Below are 16,450 nucleotides of genomic sequence, written 5' to 3' on the forward strand. Positions count from 1 at the left end.
GCTCGTGACACCTGACGAGTACGTCGAGGCGGTGCTGGCGCTGGTCGAGCGGATCCCGCCGGGGCGGGTGATGTCGTACGGGGCGGTGGCCGACGCGCTGGCCGAGCGCTCGGGACGGGCGTCGCCGCGGCTGGTCGGTTCGATCATGGCGCGGCACGGCGGCGGGGTGCCGTGGCACCGGGTGGTGAACGCGGCCGGCCGGATGCCGCCGGGGCACGAGCGCAGGGCCCGGGAACGGCTGCTCGCCGAGGGGTGCCCGTTGCGCGGCGACCGGGTGGACCTGGCGGCGGCCTCCTGGTCGCCGGACGAGGGGTGACCCGACCGCGTCGGATGCGCCGGGGGTCAATCGCGACGGCGCCGGATCGGGCCCGTCATCGCGGCCAGTCCGAGAACGCGCGGCGGAGGTCGCGGATCTGGTCCGGGGTGAGGCGGTAGAGCGCGAAGACGGTGTCGGGCAGGCGGTCGAGGCGCTGTAGGGCGTCCTGGAACTCTTCGTCGGTGAGCGCCGGGTCGGCCCGCCGTGCGAGGCCCAGCAGGTCGTTCCTGCTGTAGCGGCCGAGGGCGGCGGCGACGTCGATGTAGTCGCGGGGCTGGGCGCGGGTGACCATGGCGGCGACCTTGGTGCCGATCACGTCGTCCAGGTGCAGCACCGGCCCGACGTCGAGCACGATCGGGCTGGCGCTGCGCGCGAAGCGTACGAGCTGGAGCCGCACGGTCTGGTCGTCGCGGCGAACCTCGAACTCGGTCATGTCGTGCTCGAAGCCGTAGAAGACGTCGTCCAGCTCGGTGGGCTCGGCGATGGTCTCGACCTGGAAACCGGCATCGAGCAGGGTGGCGTGCACCAGCTCGGCGGCGGCGGTCACCCCACCGTCGACGTCCGTGAACAGGTCGACGTCTTCGGTGGGGCGGGCGCCGATGCCGTGGGCGATGAGGGCTTGGCCGCCGGCGAGGGCGAAACCGTGCCGGCCGGCCACGGCGAGCGCGATACGGGCGACCTCGTGCTGGAAGGGGTCCGGCGCCGGTGACATCAGGCGGCGACGTCCCGGGCACGCAGCACCGGGTGGCTCTCTTCCCAGGCGCGGCGGACACCGCGGGGCACGTACAGCTCGGGCCACAGCCGGATGAGGGTGGGGCCGTGCAGCCAGGCGCGCAGTTCGTCGGGATGAACGGCTTCGGTGAGCACCGTCTCGTACATCCAGGAGAGCAGGCCCGGGACGTCGAGGTCGACGTGCCGATCGGGTTGCCAGAACAGCCGGTGGGGCAGCTCGACGACGCCTGAGACGGGGCCCTGCAACTCGCTCAGGTCGGGGACCACGACCGCACGACGGCCGGGGCGGGCCTCGTAGGGTGCCCTCGAACTGCGGACGGATCGGGCCGGGTCCATGCCTACAGCGTAACCGTGCCGACCTGCGGCTCGCCGCGACTCGCGAGTGCCAGCGGGCATCGAACAGCCGGTGCCGGACGAGGGGATGTGACCCGGGCCATAACGTGAGTAGCATTCGGCTCCATGACAGCTTCGGGCCTGCCTCGCCGGGTGCACCTCGGGTACGCGCTGGGTTCCCTGGTCACCGGCGCGTTCGGCACCGTGCCCGGGCTGCTCCTGCTGCCGTACCTCACCGACACGCTCGGTGTCGCCGCCGGGCTGGCCGCGCTGCTGGTGCTGCTGCCGAAGGCGTGGGACGTGCTGGTCAACCCGGTCGCCGGGCGCATCTCCGACCGGACCCGCTCCCGCTGGGGCGCGCGCCGGCCGTACCTGCTCGGTGGCGGGCTGGCGCTCGCCGTGCTGTTCGCCTCGATCTTCGCCGCGCCGTTCGCGAACGGTCCGGCCGCCGCCGCGTACGTGGCGCTGGCGTTCCTGGCGACAGCCACCGCGTTCGCGTTCTTCCAGGTGCCGTACGTGGCCATGCCGGCCGAGCTGACCGCCGACCCGGCGGAACGTACCCGGTTGATGACCTGGCGGATCGCGGTGCTGGCGCTGGCCATCCTGGTCTCCGGCGCGGTGGCCCCGGCGGTGGTGACCGCGGGTGGCGACGGCGTTCCGGGCCACCGGTGGATGGGCCTGTTCGTGGCCGTGCTGATCGTCGCCGGCACGGTCGGCGTGTTCCTGGGCACCCGGTCCGCGCCGACCGGGACGGTGGGGGAGAGCGAGCCGAGCCTGCGCGCGCAGCTCGCGGTCGCCACCGGCAACCGGCCGTTCCGGGTGCTGCTGATCTGCTTCGTGATCCAGTCCGCCGGGGTGGCCACCGTGCTGGCCGGGGTGAAGTACTTCGCCGACCAGGTGCTGCGCGAGCCGGACAGCGGCCCGACGCTGCTGTTCGCCTGCTTCGTCGCGCCCGCGCTGCTGGTCATGCCGCTGTGGTCGCGGGCCGGCGCCCGGCTGGGCAAGCGGGCGTCGCTGGTCGCCGCGTCGGTGATCTTCGCGGTGGGCGCGCTGGCCCTGGTCGCCGCGCCCGCTCTGCCCGCCGCCACGGCCTACGCGGTGGTCGCGGTGATCGGCGTCGGGTACGCGGGCCAGCAGGTGTTCGCGCTGGCCATGCTGCCGGACTGCATCGCGTACGACACGGCGCGCACCGGGCGGCGGCAGGCCGGGGTGTTCACCGGGCTGTGGACCGCCGGGGAGACGTTCGGGCTGGCGCTGGGGCCGGGCATCTACGGGCTCGTGCTCCAGCTCTCCGGCTACGTCTCCTCGTCCACCGGGACCGCCGCCGTCCAGTCCGACACGGCCCGGCTCGGCGTGCTGCTCGGTTTCACGGTGCTGCCCGCCCTGCTGGTGGCGATCCCGCTGGTGCTGCTGCGCGGCTACACCCTGACCCCGGCCCAGCTGGCCACCGCGTCCGACGCCACCGCGTCCGACGCCACCGCGTCCGACGCCACCGCGTCCGACGCCACCGCGTCCGACGCCACCGCGCCCGGGGCCACCACGTCGGCCGCCGCCGCACCCGAGGCCGACGGCGCCGCACCGGCCGCGCGGGCATGAGCACGCACCGCCCGCCCGGCCCGTCCACGAGAGGAACCACCCGATGACCGACACGGCAGACGTGGGCGCGCTGCCCGCGCGGGGGATGCCCGCGGAAGACGTACTCGACGAGGTCCGCGCGCTGCGCGCCGCCGACCGCCCGACGCACGGCGGGCGGCTGTTCGCGTACGTCTACGACCCCGGCGTGGCCGGGCTGGACGCGCTGGCGCAGGCCGCGTACGCGGAGAGCGCGCACGTCAACGGCCTCGATCCGACCGCGTTCCCGTCGCTACTGGCGATGGAGAACGCGCTCGTCGGCGCCGCCGCCCGGCTGCTCGGCGGCGGCCCCGCGTCCGGCGCGCCGGACGTGGTCGGCAGCGTCACCAGCGGCGGCACCGAGTCGCTGCTGCTCGCCGTCAAGGCGGCCCGGGACGCCCGCCCCGACCTGACCGAGCCGCGGATCGTGGCGCCGGCGAGCGCGCACGCCGCGTTCGCCAAGGCGGCGCACTACCTGCGGGTCGCGCTCGACACCGTGCCGGTCGACCCGGTGACGTTGCGGCCGGACGTGGCAGCGGTGGCCGCCGCGATCCGCCCGGAGACCGTGCTGGTTGTGGCGTCCGCCCCGTCGTACGCGCACGGGGTGGTCGACCCGGTGACCGAGATCGCCGCCGTCGCGCGGGCCGCCGGGGTGCGCTGCCACGTGGACGCCTGCTTCGGCGGCTGGGCGCTGCCCTGGCTGCGCCGGCTCGGCGCGCCGGTGCCACCGTTCGACTTCGCCGTACCGGGGGTCACCTCGATCTCGGTGGACCTGCACAAGTACGCGTACGCGCCGAAGGGCGTCTCGGTGCTGCTGCACCGCGATCCGGCGCTGCGCGCGCCGCAGTTCTTCGCGTACGCGGACTGGCCCGGCTACACGATGGTCAACCCGGTGATCGCCTCGACCCGGTCCGGTGGGCCGATCGCCGCCGCGTACGCCACACTCCGCCACCTCGGCGAGGACGGCTACCTGCGGCTGGCCGCCGCCACCCGGGACGCGGTCGCCGGGCTGGCCGGCGCGGTACGGGCCACCGGCGGCCTGCGGCTGATGGCCGAACCGGAGACCACAGTGGTCTGCTTCACCAGCGACGATCCCGGGCTCGACCTGTTCGTGCTGGTCGACGAGCTGACCGCGCGTGGCTGGCACACCCAGCCCCAGCTCACGTACGCCGATCTGCCGGCCAGCGTCCACCTCACGGTGACCGCGGCGGTGGCGCCCCGGGTGGCCGAGTTCGGCCCGGCGCTGGCCGAGGCGGTCGCGGCGGCCCGCGCCGCCGGGCCGGTCGTGCTGCCGCCGGAACTGCTGGCGCTGGCCGGCAGCCTCACGCCGGAGGCGCTCACCCCCGAACTGGTGGCCGGGCTCGCCGACGGGCTCGGCCTGGCCGGCGGCGCCGGGGCGCCGGACCGGATGGCGGTGGTGAACACGCTGCTCGACGCCGCCCCGGCGCGGCTGCGGGAACGGCTGCTCGCCGAGTTCGTCGGGCTGCTCCAGCGCCCGGCCTGGTGACACGGCGACGCCCGGCCGGCGCGTGGGCGCCGGCCGGGCGGGCGACGGTCAGCTCGCGGCGGCCGCGGTCACCGGGAACGACGTGGTGTTGTCCGACGGGTCCACGTCCTGCGGGTCGTCGGCCCCGTAGAAGTAGCTCCCGGTCACGGTGAGGCTGCCGGTACCCAGCTCACCCGCGGGCGTGCCGACGGGCGCCCGGAGGAAGACGTCGAAGGTGCGCTCCTCGCCCGGCACGAACCGGCCGCCCGGCACGGAGAACCCGAGCGGGAAGCTCGGCAAGTCCTGCGGCTCGATGTGGTCGACCTGCACCCCCGCGGGCAGGGCGGCGGCGACGTTGAGAGCGAGGGTCGGCGCGTCGTTGCCGTAGCGCACGGTGACCGGCATCCGGCCGAGCAGGGTGCCGTCCGGCTGCGGGGTCAGCGTCACCGCGCTGCCCCGGATGCCGAGGTCGGTGTCGACGGCCTGCACGTACGGGCGCGGCTTGCGCAGGCTGCCGGTGGTGGAGCGGAAGAGGGTGGTGAAGCCGGTGGCGTCGGAAGCCGTGGCGGCGCCGTCCGGGACGACCTCGATCCGCCCGCCGTTCGCGACCATCGGGTAGCTGCGCGCGGTGGTCCAGACGTGGAACCCGAGCCGGAAGGTGAGGCTCTTGCCGGCCTCGATCTGCTCGCCGCCGCAGCCGATCACCAGCCGGTTCTCCACCAGGCGGGTGTAGAAGCAGCCACCGCCGGGCTCGATCGTGGTGAACGAGGCCCCCGCCGGCTCGGTGACGACCAGGCTCACCCACGTCGCGGTCGGCCGCCGGTTGGTCACCGTCGCGGTGAGCGTCCCGACGTACCCCCGGTCGGTCGGGTCGAGGACGAGCCGCTGCGCCGTGACGTCGACGCGGCCGGCGGTGGCGGCGCTCGGCGCGGCGGCGGCCGGCGCGGCCAGGGTGATCAGTGCGGCGGTCCCACCGAGCAGTGCGGTGGCGATCCGTGCCGTACGTGTGGTCATGCTGTTCCTCCCGTGATTCCCCGTTGCCGGACGGCGGCATCTCCGTCCGTCCGATGCTGGTGACACGTCCGAATCGGACGGTCGGTTGCGGATCAGATCTGTCGGTCAGCCGACTGAGGTCAGCTCGACCTGGTTGTCCTTCCAGGTCAGGTCGTTCCAGTACCGCTCCTGCGAGTCGATGTGGATCGCGCGCAGCGTCGGCGGCTCCGCGGCGGTCGCCGGATGGTCGAACGTGAACGTGTACGTCCTGCTCGCGCCCACCGACAGGGTGTCCAGCACGCAGGCGATGCCCCCGTCGAGACGCACGTTCCGGCACCGGTCCAGGGCGGACCCGTTCGGTCTCGTGTAGTCGTACCAACCGGTGAACCCGAGCTGACGCACGCTCACCGGCCCGTGATTCACCACCGTCACGGTGACCGTGACCTTCCGGATCCCCTTGCTGTCCGGCGGCCCGGCCACCACGTCGCGGGCGGTCATCGTGAGGTCGGTCAGACGGGGGTCGGTGCCGAACTTCGTGGGTCCGTCGACCTGCCGGAACCGTTCACCGTTCCAGGCGTACGTCCGCCACTGTCGCTGCGGCGCCCATTCGGGCGTGCCGCAACAGGGCTGGATGTCCGCGATGTGCGCCCGGACCTCCCCGCCGTCCCGCACCGAGAACTCGGTGATGTCACCCATGCCCTCACGGGTGCCGACCACCCGGCCCATGGTGATGATCCGGCCGTCCCCGTCCCGATCGAAGGCGAGCACCTGCTTGCCCGACGCCTCGCCGTAGCGGCAGGCGACGAGGACGACCGTCTCGGTCACGCCGTCACCGTCGAGGTCGGCGTACTCCGGCCCGGCGAGCAGCGTCGGGACCGACTCGTTCTGCGGGCCGGACCGGAGCCGGACGTCGTCACTGACGCAGGTCTTCGGTGCGTCCGGCCAGGACGCGAGGTCGAGCTGGGCCGCGAGCAGCTGGGACCGGGTGATCCGCCCGTCCGGAACGGCCGGGGTCGAGCCGGCCGTGCTCGGCGGCGGCGTCGACGGTGGCGGCGACGTGCTCACGGACGGGGTCGGGGTGACCGTCTGCGCGGGGGCGGGGGGCGGTCCGGGCCGCCGGTCCAGGGCGGCGTTCGCGCCCACCGGGATCACCACGGCGAGCACCACGGCCGTCGCGGTGACCACCGCGGTCCGCCGGCGGCGGCGCCGGACCGTGCGCCGGACCGCGGCCGTCCCGGCCGGGTGCACCACCGGGGCGTACGCCGCGCGGAACTCGGCGAACTCGCCGCCGACCAGGATGTCGTCGGGCTCAGTCATTGTGGTTCACCTCGCTCGTGGTGGTGAGCTTCGCCGCCAGCGCGGCCCGCCCCCGGTACAGCCAGGACTTGACGGTGCCCTCCGGCACGTCCTCCTGCGCCGCGATCTGCGCGACGCTGAGATCGGCCAGGTAGTGCAGGACCACGGCGCGGCGCTGATGGGCCGGCAGCTCGGACAGCGCGGCGGTCAGCGCGACCCGGTCCGGACCCGGCCCCGGCACGTACTCCTCCCGCTGCCGGTGCAGCCACGCCTGGGCCGTTCGCAGCCGCCGCCAGCGGCTGGTGGCCAGGTTCCAGGCCACCCGGCGGACCCAGGCCACCGGGTCGTCGTAGCGGGACACCCGGGACCAGCGGGCGAACGCCCGGCAGAACGCCTCCTGCACCATGTCCTGCGCCTGGGACAGGTCACCGCAGTAGGCGGTGAGCTGAATGGTCAGGGACCGGAAGTGTGCGTGGTAGAGCCCGTCGAAGTCGACCGCCTCGCGCCGCTCGGCGCGCCTCGCTGTCCCCTCGGGTGGCTCGTCGAGCATCGGCTCCCTCGTCACCGTCACCTGGTCCTCCCCGTGTGCGTACCGCCGACGCGGTCACGCCGGTCACACGCCCTGACGCCCGTACGGGTTGCGAGGGTTGCCGGTCCGGGTGCTGTGGTTGACTGTCGGTTCAGGGACAGCGGAGTTGCGCAGACAGGGGAGGCCCGAGGTGCAGGTGCCGGCCGTGCTCGGCGAGCCGATCCGGTTCGTGCTGAACTGGGGCCGCCGCTACTCGCTCTGGGTCTTCAACTTCGGGCTGGCCTGCTGCGCCATCGAGTTCATCGCGACCAGCATGGGCCGGCACGACTTCATGCGGCTCGGTGTGATCCCGTTCGCCCACGGGCCCCGGCAGGCCGACCTGATGGTGGTCAGCGGCACCGTCACCGACAAGATGGCCCCGGCGGTCAAGCGGCTCTACGACCAGATGCCCGAGCCGAAGTACGTGATCTCGTTCGGCGCCTGCTCCAACTGCGGCGGCCCGTACTGGGACTCCTACTCGGTGACCAAGGGCGTCGACCAGCTCATCCCCGTCGACGTGTACGTGCCCGGCTGCCCGCCCCGCCCGGAGGCGCTGCTGCACGGCATCCTCCGCCTCCAGGAGAAGATCGCCGCCGAGCAGTCGGGCGTCGGTGGCGTGCCGCGCCCCGACGCGCTCACCTCCCCGGCGGACGCTGTGGCGCGGCCGGTGGAGGCGCTCACCGCACCCCCGGTACGTCCGCCGGCCTGAGCGCACGCCGTGCGGGCGAACGTCGACGCGGTTCACCTTTTTGGATGATCTTGAATGTCGACGGTCACCGTTATGTTGCTGGCATGACACGACTGCGGGCTGCGGGGGCCGCCCTTCTGGCGGCGCTCGCCACGATCTCCCTCTCTGCCACACCGGCGGCCGCTGACGCGGTCGGCTACACCGGGCTGGTCACCGACGCAGACGGTGAGCCGGTCGCGAACGCCTGTCTCGCCCTGCACACCTCACCCGAGGAGGTGGCCGCCGAGTACTGCTCGGACGCGCAAGGGCGTTACACCATCCCCGGCACCGCCGACACCACCACCACCTACAAGATCCGGGTGCACGCCGACGGCTTCCGGACCGAGTGGTGGTACTCCGCCCCGGACTACCTGAACGCGGACCGGATCAGCCTTCCGGCGTACGACCTCGTCGAGCAGAACGTCCGGCTCGGACAGGGATCGGCGGGGATCAAGGGCCGGATCACCGACGAGACCGGCGCGCCGGTCGAGGCCACAGTCACCATCTACGGCGAGGACTCGAACTACGAGGCCATCGCCTACACCTGGAACCTCGGCGACGGGCGCTACCAGATCGACAACGTGCCGCCCGGCCGGTACCGGATCTCCGTCTACGACAACAGCCGTGGCTACCAGTGGGTGCCGGGTCAGGAGACCCGGGACACCGCCACCGTGTTCGAGGTGGCCGACGGCGCGACGCTCACCGTCGACGAGCAGGTGCTGCCGCTAGGGGAGATCGAGGCCCGGGTGACCGACTCGGTCACCGGCAAGCCCGTGCCGCGCCCCTGCCTGTACGTCATGGGAGGGCGCGACGAGTTCGTCTGCGGCACGAACGGCCTGGTCCGGGTCACCGACGTGCAACCGGGCAGTTGGACGACGGAGGTGACCGGCGGCGCCTCGTACTTCCCCGCCGACCCGCAGCCGACGGTCGACGTGCGGCGCGGCGCTGTCACCGAGGTCTCGTACGCGTTGCGGCCCGGTGCGGCCTTCACCACCACGGTCCGGGACGCGGCCACCTCCGCCCCGGTCGACGGGATCTGCGTACACCTGGTCCAGCCCAAGTGGGGTGGACAGTCCGCCCACATGCGGCAGTACTGCTCCGGCGCGGACGGCCGCCTGGAGGTCGGCCCGTTCGAGGCTGACGAACTCGCGACCTGGAACGTGTACGCCTACCAGGCGGACAACCCGTACAACCCGCCGGTGCGCCGGTACGGCGACCAGTGGGTCACCGCCGACGGCGGCAGCGGCGACCAGCGCGCGGCGCTGGCGGTGACCTTGCAGGCGGCGCGCACCATCACCATCCCGACCATCCGGATGGACCAGCCGGGCACGATCACCGGTACGGTCCGCAACGCCGCGGGCGAGGTGGTCCCGGGCGTCTGCTCCTACCCGTACGCCTTCCACCCCGGCCAGGGCGCCATCTTCGGGAAGAACTGCTCCGACGCCTCCGGCCGCTACACCATCAACGACCTCGGCCCCTACCGCTGGCCGGTCGAGTTCGCACCGAACGCCAACAGCGGCTACGCCTGGCAGTGGTCCGGCAATGTCGCCGACCGCTTCGCCGCCACGTACACCCAGGTCAAATCGGGCGGTACGGCAACCGTCAACGCCAAGCTGGTCGCCGGTGGCGTGCTCACCGGCAAGGTGACCGACCCGGCCGACCCGTGGGCCACCGGTTACGTCTGGACGTACAACGCGCGCACCGGCGACATCGCCAGCGCCTCCTACGGATACTTCGACAGCGGCAGCGGTGGGTCGTTCACCGTCAAGGGGCACCGCACGCAGGACGTCTACGTCCAGTACTGGGTGAACAAGGACTGCTGGTACGGCAGCCGACAGGCCCAGACCGTGCGGGTCAAGGTCGGTGCCACCACCACCGTCGCGATGAACACCGACTCCACCTGCGGGGCTCCCCCCACGGGCGTGGCCCGCGCCGCCGCGGCTCCGTTGGGCATTCGACCTGACTCGCGCACCGGGCGCTGACGGTCGACGATCGGCCGGTACGGCGGCGACCGCCGTCGTACCGGCCACCGGGCCGGGCCGGAACGGGCCGTCGACTGGCGCCCGGTGGCTAGCCTGCGGCTCATGACCGACCTCGCGGAGGAGCGCTCCGCATTCATCATCGACGTGCTGACCGAGGAGTTCGGCGCGTCCATGGCGATCGACCCGGCGGCGTTCCGCCGCAAGTTCCGCAAGATGGCGGCGTCACCGTTCGCCTTCTACCGGGGCAGCGCCGCGCTGTTCTACGCCGACCAGCGCGGCGACTTCGGCAGCGACCGGTTCCTCGACGAGCGGACCAGCCGGGTGTGGATCCACGGTGACCTGCACGCCGAGAACTTCGGCACCTACATGAACGCCTCCGGGCAGCTCGTGTTCAACGTCAACGACTTCGACGAGGCGTACGTCGGGCCGTTCACCTGGGACCTGAAGCGCTTCGCCGCGAGCGTGGCGCTGCTCGGCTACGCCAAGGCGCTCTCCGACCGGGTGATCGGCGAGCTGGTGACCGGCTTCGCCCGGTCGTACCTGGCCGAGCTGCGGGCCATCGCCGCCGGCGGGGACGACGCGATCGGCTCGATCACGCTCGACAACGCCGACGGCGTGCTGCGCCGGGTGCTCCAGCAGGCTCGGCTCAACACCCGGGTGGACCTGCTCGCCGCGCAGACCACGATCGACAACTACGAGCGCCGGTTCTCCCTCGGCGACGGCGTGCACGAGATCGACGACGCCACCCGGGAGAAGGTGTGCGCCGCGTTCGCCGACTACCTGCACACGCTGCCGGCCTCGACCACCCGGATGCGCCCGGTCGCCGCGGGCATCAAGGACGTGGTGCTGCGCAAGGGCGTCGGCATCGGGTCGGCCGGGCTGCCGTCGTACAACCTGCTGCTGGAGGGGCACACCCAGGCGCTGGAGAACGACGTCGTCATCTACATGAAGCAGGCGCAGGTGCCGGCCGTGGCGCGGTACGTCGACGACGAGCGGGTCCGGTCGTACTTCCGGCACCAGGGGCACCGCACCGCCGAGTCGCAGCGCGCGTTGCAGGCGCACGCCGACCCGTGGCTGGGCTTCACCGAGCTGGACGGCGTCGGGCAGCTCGTCGCCGAGGTGTCCCCGTACGCGGCGGACCTGGACTGGGCCGACGTGAACGAGCCGGAGGAACTGGCCGGCGTGCTCGCCGACCTGGGCCGGGCGGTGGCCCGGATGCACTCGGTCGCGGACGACGAGTCCAGCCACGACCTGGTCGACTACTCCACCGAGGAGGCGATCGTCGCGGTCGTCGACGCCGACCCGGAGGCGTTCGTCGACTACCTGGTCGACTTCGGGCACCGGTACGGGATCCGGGCGCGCGAGGACCACCAGCTCTTCGTGGACCTGTTCCGCAACGGCCGGCTGCCAGGCATCTGAGGGCCGGGGCGCCGGATCCGGCGCCCCGCCTCACTGCGTGAAGTCCAGCACCGCCTTGATGTCCTCGCCGGCCGGCGCGTACGCCTCGCGGTAGCTCGACAGCGGCACCCGGCGGGTGATCAGCGACGTCAGCCACGACCGGTCGGCCTGGGCGAGCGCCTCGGCGGCCATCTCCCAGTGCCGCCGGCCGGCGTTCACCGAGCCGAACACCACGTTGTTCTCCAGCACCAGCTCCCGGTTGAGCGCCCCGGCGTCGAAGTTGATGGTCCGGCCGCCGCTGGACACACCGGTCAGGCAGACGATGCCGGTCGGCGCGGCCTTGCACATCGCGTCCAGCACCACTGTGGGCGCGCCTGTGCACTCGATCACCACGTCCGGCTTCACGTCCAGCTCGGGCACCGTCGCCGTGTGGTACGTCGCCCCGAGCGCGCGGACCAGCTCCGGCTTCGGCCCGCTGGTGTTGCGGTCCAGCACGTGCACCGACAGCCCACGCTGGCTGCCCAGCAGCGCGGCCAGCAGCCCGATCGGCCCGGCGCCGGTCACCAGCACCGTCATCGGTTTCCACTCGGCCCGGCGGCCGATCCGCTCGATGTGGTCCCACGCCTTCGCCACCACGCTCGTCGGCTCCAGCAGCACGCCCACGGACTCGAGCGCCGGGTCCAGGCCGACGGCGAACTTGGGCTGCAACCGCCAGCGTTCCCGCGCGAAACCGGGCAGTGCCTTGATGCCGTGCTCGGTGTACTGCCCGTTGCGGCACATGTCCCACTCGTCCACCGCGCAGTTCGCGCAGGGCACCGGGTCGGGGTGGCGGACCACACCGGCCACCAGGTCGCCGTTCTGCAACGTGCCGGTCGGGTCCTCCAGCACGCGACCCAGCGACTCGTGCCCGAGCACCAGCCGCTCCTGACCCGGCGGTGCCTCGCCGTACTCGCCTGCCACGATCTCGTGGTCGGTGCCGCAGACGCCCACCGCCAGCGCCTCGACCAGGATCGCGCCCTCCTCGGGCGGCGGCTCGGGCCAGTCCTCGACGAGCCGCAGCGAATCCGGGACACCGGGGGTCACAGTCACAGCGCGCACACACCTCATCTTTCCGCGCGCTGCCGCCGCCCGTCCGGCAAAGCGGCGATCCCGGCACGGGCGGGCCGACCCGGTCCGCAGCCGTCGGCCATAGGATCAGCGCATGACTCCGGAAGAGGTCGGCCGGCGAGTGGTCGCGCTGCTCGCGCCCGTCGAGGCCACCGCGTCCGTCTCCGGCGGTCAGGGGTACGCCCGCGCCACCGTCGACGTACCCCCGGCGAGCTGGGCGGACGCAGTGCGCGCGGCACGCGACGACGCCGAGCTGGGCCTGGATTTCCTGGACTGGCTGTCGGCGGTGGACGAGCTGGCCGACGGCTTCGACGTGGTGCTGCACCTCTGGTCGGTCCGGCACCGCCACGGCCTGCTGCTGCGTACCCGGGTGCCCCGGGACACGCCGGTGGCCGCGTCGGTGGTCGACCTGTTCCCCGGCGCCGCGTGGCACGAGCGCGAGACGCACGAGATGTTCGGCATCGACTTCGCCGGCCACGGCGAGCTGCGACCGCTGCTGCTGCCGCCGGAGTTCGAGGGGCACCCGCTGCGCAAGGAGTTCGTCCTCGCCTCCCGGGTCGCGAAGCCGTGGCCCGGCGCGAAGGAACCGGGCGAGTCGGAGGCGGGCGGCGGCCGTCGGCCGGTCCGGCCGCCGGGCGTGCCCGCGCCGGGGGAGTGGGGCACGACGCCCACGCCGGCCGGTGCGGCCGGCGCCGGTGAGGGCCCCCGCGGGGGTACGCCGGCGCGCCCGGCCCGTGAACGCCCGGCGCGGCCCGCTCCGGGGGAGCGTCCCGCGCGGCCCGTCGCCGGTGAGCGTCCGGCGCGGCCTGCTCCTGGCGAGCGTCCCGTACGGCCTGCTCCTGGCGAGCGTGCCGCGCGGCCTGCTTCTGGCGAGGGTGCCGCGCGGCCTGCCGCTCCCGGCGAGGGTGCCGCGCGGCCTGCTGTTCCCGGCGAGGGGGCGGCGCGGGCGACCGCCGGGGAGGGTGCGGCGCGGCCTGCTGGCGGGGAGGCTCCGGAGCCGCCCGCTTCCGGCGAGACCGGGCCGGGGTCCGCCGCTGCTCCGGCGGCCGGTGAGGCGGGTCCGCTCGGGCGGCCGCTGCCGGGGGAACGGCCGACCGGGCCGCCCCGCCAGGAGCCGGAGCCCGACGCGGCGGGGGAGAGCTGATGCCGGACTGGTTGGAGCTGGTCCTGCGCGTGGCGGGCGTGCTCGTCGCGTTCCTCACGCTGCCGCTGATCGTGGGTCAGGCCGAGCACAAGGTGATGGCGCACATGCAGGGCCGGCTGGGCCCGATGTACGCGGGTGGCTTCCACGGCTGGGCGCAACTGGTCGCCGACGGCATCAAGTTCGTGCAGAAGGAGGACGTCACCCCGCGCGACGCGGACCGGCCGGTGTTCCGGCTGGCGCCCGCGGTGGCGCTGGTGCCGTACCTGCTCGTGCTGCTGGTCATCCCGCTCGGTCCGGGCGACCTGGTCGCCCAGCCGCTGGACATCGGCCTGTTCTTCGTGCTCGCCGTGGTGGGCGTCGGGGTGCTGGCGGTGCTCATGTCCGCGTGGGCGTCGGCGAACAAGTACAGCCTGCTCGGCGGGCTGCGCGGCGCGGCCCAGTTGCTCGGGTACGAGCTGCCGCTGGTGCTGGCCGCCGCCTCGGTGGCGATGGCGGCGGGCACGCTGAGCCTGCCCGGCATCGTGGAGGCGTGGCAGCCGTGGTGGCTGCTGTGGCAGGCGCCGGCCATGGTGATCTTCTTCGTGGCCGGGCTGGCGGAGATCCGCCGCCCGCCGTTCGACATGCCGGTGGCCGACTCCGAGCTGGTCTTCGGCTACATGACCGAGTACACCGGCCTGCGGTTCGCGTTCTTCCTGCTCGCCGAGTACGCGGGCATCGTGGTGATCGCGGCGCTGACCACTGTGCTGTTCCTCGGCGGCTGGCAGGGCCCGTTCGCCGACGCGCAGCTCGGCTGGCTGTGGACGCTGCTCAAGGTCTTCGCCGTCGCCTTCGTGATCATCTGGCTGCGGGTGAGCTACCCGAGGCTGCGCGAGGACCAGCTCCAGCGCCTCTGCTGGCTGGTCCTGGTCCCCCTGGCCCTGGCCCAGCTCGTCCTGACCGCCGCAGTCCGCCTGGCCCTCTAGCCCGCCCGCCCCGCCAGCGCCCCGCCGTCGCCTTACCCACCCCGCCGCCCCGGTGATCTTGCACTTTCTGCCCCGGCGAAAGGGGCAAAGCCCTCAGGTTCAGGGCCCAAAATGCAAGATCGACGAGGCGAGGGCGAGGCGAGGGCGGGTCAGTGCAAGGGGGTGTGGGTCGGGTCCACCCGCTCGGACTCGGGTGGGGGCGGGGGTGGGCTGCCGTCGCCGAAGGGGCGGCCGCCCAGCTCCTCCCGTCCGTGCGGCGTCAGCCAGTTGCTCAGGTCGGGGCCGAGCGGCACGATGCCGGTCGGGTTGATGTCCCGGTGGACCTCGTAGTAGTGCCGCTTGATGTGGACGAAGTCGATGGTGTCGCCGAACCCGGGCGTGGTGAACAGGTCCCGGGCGTACGCCCACAGCACCGGCATCTCGCTGAGCTTCTGCCGGTTGCACTTGAAGTGCCCGTGGTAGACCGGGTCGAAGCGGACGAGCGTGGTGAACAGCCGTACGTCCGCCTCGGTGATCGTGTCTCCGACCAGGTACCGCTGACCGGCCAGCCGCTCGCTCAGCCAGTCCAGCCGGTCGAACAGCCGGTGGTACGCCTTGTCGTACGCCTCCTGGCTGCCGGCGAAGCCGCACCGGTACACGCCGTTGTTGACGTCGGCGAAGACGACCTCGTTGACCTCGTCGATCTCGCCGCGCAGCGGTTCCGGGTAGAGGTCCGGCGCGCCCGGCCGGTGGTAAGCCGTCCACTCGGTCGACAGGTCGAGGCTCATCTGGGCGTAGTCGTTCGTCACCACCTGCCCGGTGGGCACGTCGACGAGCGCCGGCACGGTGATGCCGCGCTCGTAGCCGGGGAATCGGGCGAAGTACGCGTCGGCCAGCCGCTCGATGCCCAGCACCGGGTCCTTGCCGTCCGGGTCCAGGTCGAACGTCCAGCTCCGCTTGTCGTGGGTGGGCCCGGCCACGGCCATCGAGATGGCGTCCTCCAGCCCGAGCAGGCGCCGGATGATGATCAGCCGGTTGGCCCACGGGCAGGCCCGGCTCACCGCCAGCCGGTAGCGGCCCGGCTCCACCGGCCAGCCGTTGCTCCCGTCCGCCGTGATCCGGGTGGCGATGTAGCGCTGGTCGCGGGTGAACTCGCCACCCGGCTCCACGTACTTGCCGCCGGTCCGGTCCAGGACCTCGTCGTCGCTGCCCACACCCACCTCCGAGTTCGCTTTTCGCTCCCATCATGGTCGCTCCGGCCGCTCCCGGCAGGGCGACTGCGCCGGAGACCGGCGGGGCGACTGTGCCGGAGACCGGCGGGGCGACTGTGCCGGAGACCGGCGGGGCGACTGCGCCGGGGAGGGGCATAGGCTGCCCGCCGTGACCGATGTGGAGGCGGCAGCCCGGCGTTTCGTCGCCGACGTGTGGAACGCGGGGCGCGAGGAGAGCGTGTACGAGCTGGTGGCGGCGGACTGCCCGGGGCTCGGCGGCACCGGCCCGGCGGCGGTACTGGCCTGGCACCGGGACCGGCGGGCGTCGTTCCCCGACCTGCGCTACAAGATCGTCGAGGTGGTGGCGACCAGCGCCCGGGTGGCGGTGCGCTGGCGGGCCGCCGGCACCCAGGCCGGCCAGTTCGGCCCGGTGCCGCCGACCGGCCGCGTGGTCAGCTACTCCGGGGCCACGTTCCTGCGCTTCGACGACGACGGGCGGATCGTGGACGTGTGGAGCGTCAACGAGCTGTTCCAGGTGCTCCAGCAGCTCGGCGTGGAGATGTTGCCCCCGCTCACACCCGGCGAGGCGTGATCCGGCCGCCCGC

16 protein-coding genes are annotated in these 16,450 nt (G+C 73.4%); 9 read left to right on the forward strand and 7 right to left on the reverse strand.

Going from position 1 to position 16,450, the window contains the following annotated elements; translation table 11 throughout:
- The first annotated feature begins 4 nt into the window (after nt 1-4).
- Nucleotides 5-316, forward strand: a complete 312-nt coding sequence (locus M8C11_RS11720) for an MGMT family protein (protein WP_252449560.1) — start codon at nt 5-7, stop codon at nt 314-316.
- A 55-nt stretch (nt 317-371) separates the two neighbouring features.
- On the opposite strand, the gene M8C11_RS11725 is transcribed toward M8C11_RS11720, so the two are convergent.
- Together M8C11_RS11725 and M8C11_RS11730 are read right to left on the reverse strand one after the other, a co-directional pair.
- Nucleotides 372-1,028, reverse strand: coding sequence for a nucleotidyl transferase AbiEii/AbiGii toxin family protein (locus M8C11_RS11725; protein WP_252449561.1), 657 nt, complete (start codon nt 1,026-1,028; stop codon nt 372-374).
- The gene (locus M8C11_RS11730) at nt 1,028-1,384 is read right to left on the reverse strand and encodes a hypothetical protein (protein WP_252449562.1); all 357 of its coding nucleotides are present in this window, start codon (nt 1,382-1,384) and stop codon (nt 1,028-1,030) included. Before M8C11_RS11730 ends, M8C11_RS11725 begins: the two co-directional genes overlap by 1 nt.
- Nucleotides 1,385-1,507: 123 nt before the next feature.
- Between M8C11_RS11730 and M8C11_RS11735 the strand changes: the two genes are divergently transcribed.
- Nucleotides 1,508-2,977 (forward strand): MFS transporter, encoded by a 1,470-nt coding sequence (locus tag M8C11_RS11735; RefSeq protein ID WP_252449563.1) that lies wholly within the window; start codon nt 1,508-1,510, stop codon nt 2,975-2,977.
- A 43-nt stretch (nt 2,978-3,020) separates the two neighbouring features.
- Nucleotides 3,021-4,499, forward strand: a complete 1,479-nt coding sequence (locus M8C11_RS11740; protein ID WP_252449564.1) for an aminotransferase class V-fold PLP-dependent enzyme — start codon at nt 3,021-3,023, stop codon at nt 4,497-4,499.
- A 48-nt stretch (nt 4,500-4,547) separates the two neighbouring features.
- Here M8C11_RS11740 and M8C11_RS11745 read toward each other — a convergent pair whose 3' ends face one another.
- The 3 genes from M8C11_RS11745 to M8C11_RS11755 form a co-directional block, all read right to left on the reverse strand.
- Nucleotides 4,548-5,492 (reverse strand): hypothetical protein, encoded by a 945-nt coding sequence (locus tag M8C11_RS11745; RefSeq protein ID WP_252449565.1) that lies wholly within the window; start codon nt 5,490-5,492, stop codon nt 4,548-4,550.
- Nucleotides 5,493-5,597: 105 nt separating this feature from the next.
- A complete protein-coding gene (locus M8C11_RS11750) occupies nt 5,598-6,788 on the reverse strand; it encodes a hypothetical protein (RefSeq protein ID WP_252449566.1) in 1,191 nt (396 codons plus the stop codon).
- Nucleotides 6,781-7,338, reverse strand: a complete 558-nt coding sequence (locus M8C11_RS11755; protein WP_252449567.1) for a SigE family RNA polymerase sigma factor — start codon at nt 7,336-7,338, stop codon at nt 6,781-6,783. The genes M8C11_RS11750 and M8C11_RS11755 overlap by 8 nt, the downstream gene beginning before the upstream one ends.
- A 148-nt stretch (nt 7,339-7,486) precedes the next feature.
- Here M8C11_RS11755 and M8C11_RS11760 point away from each other — a divergent pair, with 148 nt between their 5' ends.
- The 3 genes from M8C11_RS11760 to M8C11_RS11770 all read left to right on the forward strand — a co-directional run bounded on the left by M8C11_RS11760 (nt 7,487) and on the right by M8C11_RS11770 (nt 11,463).
- Nucleotides 7,487-8,044, forward strand: coding sequence for an NADH-quinone oxidoreductase subunit B (locus M8C11_RS11760; protein ID WP_120573053.1), 558 nt, complete (start codon nt 7,487-7,489; stop codon nt 8,042-8,044).
- Nucleotides 8,045-8,127: 83 nt separating this feature from the next.
- Nucleotides 8,128-10,044, forward strand: a complete 1,917-nt coding sequence (locus M8C11_RS11765; protein ID WP_252449568.1) for a carboxypeptidase-like regulatory domain-containing protein — start codon at nt 8,128-8,130, stop codon at nt 10,042-10,044.
- Between the two features lie 102 nt (nt 10,045-10,146).
- Nucleotides 10,147-11,463: a DUF2252 domain-containing protein gene (locus M8C11_RS11770; protein WP_252449569.1), complete on the forward strand. Its 1,317-nt coding sequence runs from the start codon at nt 10,147-10,149 to the stop codon at nt 11,461-11,463.
- Between the two features lie 30 nt (nt 11,464-11,493).
- Here M8C11_RS11770 and M8C11_RS11775 read toward each other — a convergent pair whose 3' ends face one another.
- A complete protein-coding gene (locus tag M8C11_RS11775; RefSeq protein ID WP_252449570.1) occupies nt 11,494-12,540 on the reverse strand; it encodes a glucose 1-dehydrogenase in 1,047 nt (348 codons plus the stop codon).
- Nucleotides 12,541-12,643: 103 nt separating this feature from the next.
- Between M8C11_RS11775 and M8C11_RS30705 the strand changes: the two genes are divergently transcribed.
- Nucleotides 12,644-13,693, forward strand: a complete 1,050-nt coding sequence (locus M8C11_RS30705; protein WP_374667902.1) for an NADH-quinone oxidoreductase subunit C — start codon at nt 12,644-12,646, stop codon at nt 13,691-13,693.
- A complete protein-coding gene (gene nuoH, locus M8C11_RS11785; RefSeq protein WP_252449571.1) occupies nt 13,693-14,655 on the forward strand; it encodes an NADH-quinone oxidoreductase subunit NuoH in 963 nt (320 codons plus the stop codon). Before M8C11_RS30705 ends, nuoH begins: the two co-directional genes overlap by 1 nt.
- A gap of 149 nt (nt 14,656-14,804) precedes the next feature.
- Here the strand turns inward: nuoH and M8C11_RS11790 are convergent, their stop codons facing one another.
- The gene (locus M8C11_RS11790; protein WP_252449572.1) at nt 14,805-15,848 is read right to left on the reverse strand and encodes a glutathione S-transferase family protein; all 1,044 of its coding nucleotides are present in this window, start codon (nt 15,846-15,848) and stop codon (nt 14,805-14,807) included.
- Nucleotides 15,849-16,014: 166 nt separating this feature from the next.
- Between M8C11_RS11790 and M8C11_RS11795 the strand changes: the two genes are divergently transcribed.
- Nucleotides 16,015-16,437: an ester cyclase gene (locus tag M8C11_RS11795; RefSeq protein WP_252449573.1), complete on the forward strand. Its 423-nt coding sequence runs from the start codon at nt 16,015-16,017 to the stop codon at nt 16,435-16,437.
- The last annotated feature ends 13 nt before the right edge of the window (nt 16,438-16,450 follow it).

It is taken from the genome of Micromonospora sp. CPM1, assembly GCF_023896895.1.
In the GTDB taxonomy this organism is placed as follows: Bacteria; Actinomycetota; Actinomycetes; order Mycobacteriales; family Micromonosporaceae; genus Micromonospora; species Micromonospora tulbaghiae.

Bases quoted from the DNA above. Each gene is read 5' to 3' on its own strand.
- M8C11_RS11725 (WP_252449561.1), bottom strand. From the start codon at position 1,028: ATGTCACCGGCGCCGGACCCCTTCCAGCACGAGGTCGCCCGTATCGCG.
- M8C11_RS11730 (WP_252449562.1), bottom strand. From the start codon at position 1,384: ATGGACCCGGCCCGATCCGTCCGCAGTTCGAGGGCACCCTACGAGGCC.
- M8C11_RS11735 (WP_252449563.1), top strand. From the start codon at position 1,508: ATGACAGCTTCGGGCCTGCCTCGCCGGGTGCACCTCGGGTACGCGCTG.
- M8C11_RS11740 (WP_252449564.1), top strand. From the start codon at position 3,021: ATGACCGACACGGCAGACGTGGGCGCGCTGCCCGCGCGGGGGATGCCC.
- M8C11_RS11745 (WP_252449565.1), bottom strand. From the start codon at position 5,492: ATGACCACACGTACGGCACGGATCGCCACCGCACTGCTCGGTGGGACC.
- M8C11_RS11750 (WP_252449566.1), bottom strand. From the start codon at position 6,788: ATGACTGAGCCCGACGACATCCTGGTCGGCGGCGAGTTCGCCGAGTTC.
- M8C11_RS11765 (WP_252449568.1), top strand. From the start codon at position 8,128: ATGACACGACTGCGGGCTGCGGGGGCCGCCCTTCTGGCGGCGCTCGCC.
- M8C11_RS11770 (WP_252449569.1), top strand. From the start codon at position 10,147: ATGACCGACCTCGCGGAGGAGCGCTCCGCATTCATCATCGACGTGCTG.
- M8C11_RS30705 (WP_374667902.1), top strand. From the start codon at position 12,644: ATGACTCCGGAAGAGGTCGGCCGGCGAGTGGTCGCGCTGCTCGCGCCC.
- nuoH (WP_252449571.1), top strand. From the start codon at position 13,693: ATGCCGGACTGGTTGGAGCTGGTCCTGCGCGTGGCGGGCGTGCTCGTC.